5 protein-coding genes are annotated in these 6,618 nt (G+C 56.8%); 2 read left to right on the forward strand and 3 right to left on the reverse strand.

Going from position 1 to position 6,618, the window contains the following annotated elements:
- The first annotated feature begins 2 nt into the window (after positions 1 to 2).
- On the forward strand, positions 3 to 1,574 hold the full coding sequence (locus ABYT07_RS05710; RefSeq protein WP_372990057.1) for an acetolactate synthase large subunit: 1,572 nt from the start codon (positions 3 to 5) through the stop codon (positions 1,572 to 1,574).
- Positions 1,575 to 1,650: 76 nt separating this feature from the next.
- Here ABYT07_RS05710 and ABYT07_RS05715 read toward each other — a convergent pair whose 3' ends face one another.
- Complete coding sequence (locus ABYT07_RS05715; RefSeq protein WP_372990058.1) at positions 1,651 to 4,089, reverse strand: mechanosensitive ion channel domain-containing protein; 2,439 nt, start codon at positions 4,087 to 4,089, stop codon at positions 1,651 to 1,653.
- Positions 4,090 to 4,527: 438 nt separating this feature from the next.
- On the opposite strand from ABYT07_RS05715, the gene ABYT07_RS05720 reads away from it, so the two are divergent.
- On the forward strand, positions 4,528 to 5,859 hold the full coding sequence (locus ABYT07_RS05720; protein WP_372990060.1) for a sensor histidine kinase: 1,332 nt from the start codon (positions 4,528 to 4,530) through the stop codon (positions 5,857 to 5,859).
- 120 nt (positions 5,860 to 5,979) lie between these two features.
- Here ABYT07_RS05720 and ABYT07_RS05725 read toward each other — a convergent pair whose 3' ends face one another.
- Together ABYT07_RS05725 and ABYT07_RS05730 are read right to left on the reverse strand one after the other, a co-directional pair.
- Positions 5,980 to 6,405: a hypothetical protein gene (locus ABYT07_RS05725; RefSeq protein WP_372990061.1), complete on the reverse strand. Its 426-nt coding sequence runs from the start codon at positions 6,403 to 6,405 to the stop codon at positions 5,980 to 5,982.
- A gap of 23 nt (positions 6,406 to 6,428) precedes the next feature.
- Positions 6,429 to 6,618: hypothetical protein (locus ABYT07_RS05730; protein WP_372990063.1), on the reverse strand; the 190-nt coding region annotated here is incomplete at its 5' end.

The raw sequence follows: 6,618 nt of genomic DNA on the forward strand, positions 1-6,618 counted from the left end.
TCATGAGCGACGCAACCGACACCCCGCCGATGAACGGCGCAGAAAGCCTTGTGAAATCCCTGCTTGATAGCGGGCTGGACACCTGTTTCACCAACCCCGGCACCTCCGAGATGCACTTTGTTGCCGCCCTTGACCATGTGCCCGGCATGCGGTCGATACTTGTCCTGCAAGAAGGCGTGGCGACCGGTGCCGCCGATGGTTATTTCCGGCTGGCGGGCAAGCCTGCCTGCACGCTGCTGCACCTTGGGCCCGGTTTGGCGAACGGGCTGTCGAACCTGCACAACGCGAAAAAGGCGGGCTCCGGTGTGGTCAACATCGTCGGCGAACACGCGGTCAGCCATATTGAACTGGACGCGCCGCTGACGTCGGACATCGAAGGGATTGCGCGGCCCGTGTCGCATTGGGTGCATACGTCCCTGTCCGCGACCCATGTGGGCGCGGACGCGGCCAAGGCCGTTCATGCCGCAAACATCGCCCCCGGTCAGGTGGCGACCTTGATGCTGCCCAGCGACACCGCATGGAACGAAGGTGGCGAAGTCGCCGCAGCGATCCCGGTTGATCCGCGACCCGCGTTTGACGCATCGGCGCTGGAGGATGCCATCGCGGCCTTGTCCGGACCAGACAGTCTGCTGCTGCTGGGCGGCGCTGCCCTGACCGAAGACATGCTGGTGATCGCGGGCCGGATCGCGGCCAAGACAGGCTGCAAGCTGCTAAGCGAATGGTCGAACGCGAGGCTGGAGCGCGGGGCAGGGCGCGTCGCCATCGACCGCGTCCCTTACCCGATTGATCAGGCGCTTGAGGCGTTGAAGCCTTACAAACGTATCGTTCTGATCGGCGCGCGTGCACCAATCGGCTTTTTCGCCTATCCGGGCAAGCCCGCGATCCTGACCGCTGACGGTGCAAATATCATTGACCTGTGCAAGACATCGCAGGATATCGCCAGTGCCCTGACCGCGATTTGCGATGGCACGGGCGCGACCGATACCGCCCCCGCCCATGTCGCGCAAAGCGTCACGCCAGACAAACCCACCGGCCCGCTGGACCCCGGCGGCATCGCAGATGTTCTGGGCCGCACAATCCCGGAAGACGCAATTGTCGTGGACGAAGCGATCACCACCGGCCGCAGCTTTTTCCCTGCCACGGCTGGTGCCCCGAAACATACGTGGTTGAACAACTGTGGCGGCTCTATCGGGTATGGCATGCCGGTTGCCATCGGTGCCGCCGTGGCCTGCCCGGACCGTAAGGTTCTGGCATTGGTCGGAGATGGCAGTGCGATGTACACGGTTCAGGCCCTGTGGACGATGGCGCGTGAAGGGCTGGACGTGACGATCGTGATCTTTGCAAACCGCGTCTATAAGATCCTGCGCGGAGAGCTGACCAATGTCGGTGTCACCAACGCAGGCCCCAAGGCGATGGACATGCTGTCGTTGGACCAGCCGACGCTGAAATTCGTCGAGATGGCGCAATCGATGGGTGTCGAGGCCACGCAGGTCAGCGATTGCGCGGCGCTTGAACTGGCGATTGAGACCGGTCTGGCGACTAAGGGGCCATATCTGATCGAAGCGGTCCTGTAAGAACCGCTTTGCAGACGTAAATAAGGCCCCCGGTCATGACCTGACCGGGGGCCTTTTGTGTTTGGTGCGAGGTGCCTTAGCGGTCGGCAGCCCCGTCGGCATCCGCGTCGCCGCTGTCGGGGACGTCGTCCGCTTTGATCTTCTTGGTGGGCGTTTTGGTCTCGGGCTTTGATGTCTTGGTCTCGGGCCCTTCGATCTTGAACGGCTGCGTGGTGCCGTCCTTGTTTTCGCCGAGCCAGATGGTCTGCTGCGGGAAAGGGATCTCGATGCCGCGCTCGTCGAAGACCACCTTGAGGTAGCCGTTGAACATGCGGCCAATGCCCCACTGCTTGCCCGGATCGGTCTTGATCCGTGTGCGCAACACCACGGCGCTGTCGCCCAGCGACTGCACGCCAAACCACTCCAGCTCTCCGATAATGTTTGCGGCGATGTCGGGTTCATTTGCCACCATGCGCTCGAATGCGTCGAACATGGCCTGCTTGGCGTCTTCGACATTCTCGCGATACGCGATGCCCATATCCGTGACGGTATAGGCAAAACCACGCATGTAGTTGCTGACCATATCCACGGTGGAAAACGGAATCATGTGGAACACGCCCTGCACATCGCGCAAGGATACGGACCGCACAGACAGCTTTTCAACGGTGCCTGTGGTGCCGCCGACGGTGATCACATCACCGACGTTGATGACGTTTTCGAACTGAATGAAAACACCGGTGATGATGTCTTGCACCATCTTTTGCGCCCCGAAACCAATCGCCAGACCCAAGACCCCGGCCGAGGCCAGCAGTGGCCCGATATCAAGCCCGATCTCGCTGAGCACAAACATCAGCGTAAGGATCACCAGCGCGATGGTCACTGCGTTGCGCAGCAACGTCAGCAAAGTTGTCTCGCGGGAAGATGGGATGCCGCCAAATTCGGGGTTCAGTTTATAATCAACGAATGAGGTCAGTGCCAGCCACAGACCAAAGGATACCGTCAGGATCAGCCCCACCGAGATGATCGCGGCGGTAAAGGCCAAACCAACCTGACTTTCGAGCCAGCTTCTGACGTCGATCATGCCGATCACATCAAGGGTGAAGATCAATACCCCCAAAAGCAGTGCAAGACGCAGCAAGCTGAAGGCGCGTGGCACGAATGTGTTGATGCGCCGTTCAAGCAGGGGCAGTTTCGCGTTGATATCATCGGGCAACGGAATGCCGCTGTGCACTGTCCGCGCCAGCCAGCCCGATATTAACGCCGCGATAATCAGGGCCGCAAGAATCTTGCCCGAAGCCACAAGCGCGTTCAATGTCACATCCGCAGGCTGGGTCATCACGACGATGAACATGACCGCAATATAGACCAATGCGAACCAGTGCCAGATTTGCGCTACCCCGTGCAACGTGCGAATAACAACGCTGCGGCGCGCCTTTTCGATGGCTGCGGGATCAACGCCAACCGCATCTTCGGCGACGGCTGGATCGGTCTCGTTCTTCAGCCAGCGGGTTACGTCCTTGCGACGGCGCAGCACGATATAGACGAAATACAGCAGGACAATCACTGACAAAAGCGCCGACACACCAGCGCCCGCAGCCATGTTGGCGCTTTGGTTGACGATGGGCACGATCAGCAATTGGCCATAGCCCAACACGCTGACGACAATGCTAAGGTAACGCGTCAATGAACGCGCGGCTGCGTCACTGACGGGCACAATGCGCAGGCCAGATGCCACGGGAGACAAGAACGACCGGATGATCACCTTGGTCATTTCAACCAGCAAAAACGCATTCAGGTACAAGGACTGGCGGATACCGATCTGTCCAAAATCGCCCACTGCAAGGATGGTGATCAGATAGCCCGCCGCCCATGCCAGCAAGACGATAAGAGCGTCGAGGATGTTGGAGCCGATAAACAGCCCGATAGAGGGGATAATGCCAACGTTTTCAGCACGGCGGCCCATGCGGGCATAAAGACCCCGAGCAAGACGGCGCAGGACGACGAACAAGAAAATCGTGATGGCGATTACGGTAAGCAGACCGGGAATAGCCTGAACCAATACTGAAATTTCGGCACCACTTAAGCCCGAGAAAACCCCGCCGCCGCCCTGAAGCGAGGTCCAGAAGGATTGCACGGTCGCAATCGTTTCCTCACCGATCTGCTGGGTTTGCAACGCAATGCGCCGCCCGATTGAGATGCCCTGGCTGCCGCTTTCAGATGGGCTTTGCGCAACGACAGGGGCGGTTTCGGTTGCAGCCTGAGGTGTGACGGTCTTTTCAAGATCTGCAATAAGGGCAGCGCGGGCGGCATCGTCTTTCAGCACCTCTAGCAGCGTGGAAAGCGGCGTCGTATCGGCCCCCGTGCCAGTCCCGTTTCCGCTAGCAGTATCGGCATTGGTATTCGCCGGTTCGCTGCTTTGGGTGGTAAACAAAGACTGCGACTGCGCCGCCATTGGCATCAGGGCGAAAAAGATCATGACCAAACTTGCCTGCACAAAAGCGAAACAGCTTGAGGGGGGCACAGATAACTTTGGCATGATGGTTCTCTTTCGCATTAAACAGTTGTGTACAAGCTAGGTGTAAATCCTGAATTTCCACCTTTTTCGGGCCTTATGGTGCACCTTTTGCATAAAGAAAAGCAGATGCAGCGGAACGTGCAGCCCAAGGCGACGCTTGAATATAGTCCTGGTCAATATGTTTGCTGGTGCAGACTTGTCGCACATAATGGTGTCATTGGGGGCACTGCCATCGATCAAATGATCCGGAAATGTACCGAGAAGTCTGTTCGCACTGCATGCGAAAGTGTAGTTTGCAAAGACGGGCAGGTTTCAATTGTGGTTTTCGCGAAATTTGGCGGACCTAATTTTGTCCCACTTGAATCTAGCAGGTCCTGATATGCCGTTTTGGCGTTGGCCTTAAATCAGAAAAATTTTCGCGCGGATCGCGCATACATGATTGTAATTATGGGTTCGATTATGAAAAGCGATGCTTTTAACTATGCTTCGGAATTCGAACGACTGAGAGAATTGGAGTTCGGCGAACCGTTCGAGCCAGGGATACGGCTTAGTGCGATTGCCCTGGCCGGTGTGTTGATTTTCCTGTCTACCGGGTGGATCAGTGCCCTCATCTGGGCAGGCTACTTTCTTGTTTCCTTTTGGGCACATGCGCATTTTATAACATCGCGAAAAAGCTTTGTTGCGCGGTACGAAGTCGTTGTTGCCGCGCTGTTATTTTTCAATCTGCAGGTGGCCTATTGCTGGCTGCCAACGCTGATGTTCTGTGGCAATCGAGACGCGATCGCGATGGTCGGAGGTGTATTGATCGCCGCGCAGTTGCTGTTTCTGGTGCGGCGCGCCGATACCCTGTTGATCTATCAGAATGTGCAGATTGTTGCCGTGGTCGGCATGGGCGTCATGGTCTATTTTTCATTCCTTCAAAATTATAGCAAACCTCTGGATTTTGTCGGGGTGGCGTTGGCATTGATCGGGTTGGTCTATTATTTTTATCAAAGCCTGCGTGTTTCGCAGCGCATGCGGCTTAGCCGCGAAGCAGCAGCACTTCAGGCGCATCAGGCCCAAAAGATGGCAGCCATAGGTCAATTGGCGGGGGGGGTCGCGCATGATTTCAACAACAACCTCACCGCGATCATTGGCAGTCTTGAGCTGATCCAGCTTTCCGAAGATCCGCGCGAGCAGAAGGTGGATCTGGAAAATGCGCTCATTGCCGCAAGGCAGGCCGCGACAACTGTGAAACAGCTTTTGATTTTTGCACGCATGCAAAAGCCGAACATGTCCAAGGTTGATCTTCAGCATGCGTTCTCGGAGCTTGAGACGCTTACCAGTCGCTTGATACCTGCATCGGTGGCATTTGAGATCGAGGTCTTTGATCCGGAGCTTGAAGTGCTTGCTGACCGGGGGCAATTGCTTTCTGGATTGATCAATTTGATCGTCAACAGTGTTGATGCCATGCCCCAAGGTGGCGTGCTGAAACTGAGTGCGAAACAGAAACAGATCACAGCACCCAGCCCGATGACAGACGGATCCAAGCTTGCTCCGGGGGGCTATGCCGAGATCACCGTGTCGGATACCGGTCACGGGATTCCACCCGACATTATGTCGAACGTGATCGACCCTTTCTTTACCACCAAACCCGTCGGCAAAGGCACCGGGCTTGGGTTGTCTATGGTGGCGGGAATGTTGCGCGAATTCGGGGGCGGGTTGTCAGTTCAGTCTGATCCGGGTGGCACATCTATAGGGCTATTTTTACCAATTTTTCAAAGCAGTACTGACGGTCGCAAAGATATCTGATCGGACTGCAGCAAGCCTGAGATGTCTGTTGGCAAAACGGCGGCTGCCGCGATAACGGCCATTCAAACGGGCCGCCTTGGGGATCGCCAAAGTGCCTAATCCGCGCAGTTGCCCGTCGGTTTAGGCACTTTCGAGGTCAAGAATATCTTCCATCTGTTGCGCATCCTCGGTGATCTGGTCCAACACAGTCAGCAGTTCTGACACGGGCAAGCTGATGGTTTTTAACCCGTCATGGTTCAGCACAGCAGTGTCGTCCTCAAGGATCACGCTGAGTTCCGACGGCGCTGATTGGAATTTATAGACGCTGTTTTCACCGGCATGCACCGCCGCTGGCAACGTCGCGGTGAAATGGTGCAGCAGGGCGTATAGCGTATCTTCAAGCAAAATGAACGCGCCGCCACGCGACAGGGCCACGAACCCGTCAGGATCATCACGGTCTTCTTGGGGCATGTCCTCAATTAGGGCCGGGTCAAGATCTAGTTCGTCCAGCAGCGTTAGCCCGTTACCCGGGATCATCATCGATAGATCAGCGGTCAATGTGGCCATGTCAGATTCCTTGTTATGTCAGGTCAGCGCGACACGCTAAGTGCTTTGGCAAGCACCAGAACGTCCGGCGTGGACAGCTTATCGCCCTCGTTGGGATAAACATCCGCGCCTTCAGCACCTGAGGCGCGGGTTTTTTGGTATGCGTGCTGGTGGTCCTGTTGATCGGGTCGACATTTAGCGAAATTCCGACTGTGGCGCTGATTGCGGGTGGAA

Origin of the sequence: Sulfitobacter sp. (assembly GCF_041552635.1) — a bacterium.
Taxonomy (GTDB): Bacteria; Pseudomonadota; Alphaproteobacteria; order Rhodobacterales; family Rhodobacteraceae; genus Sulfitobacter.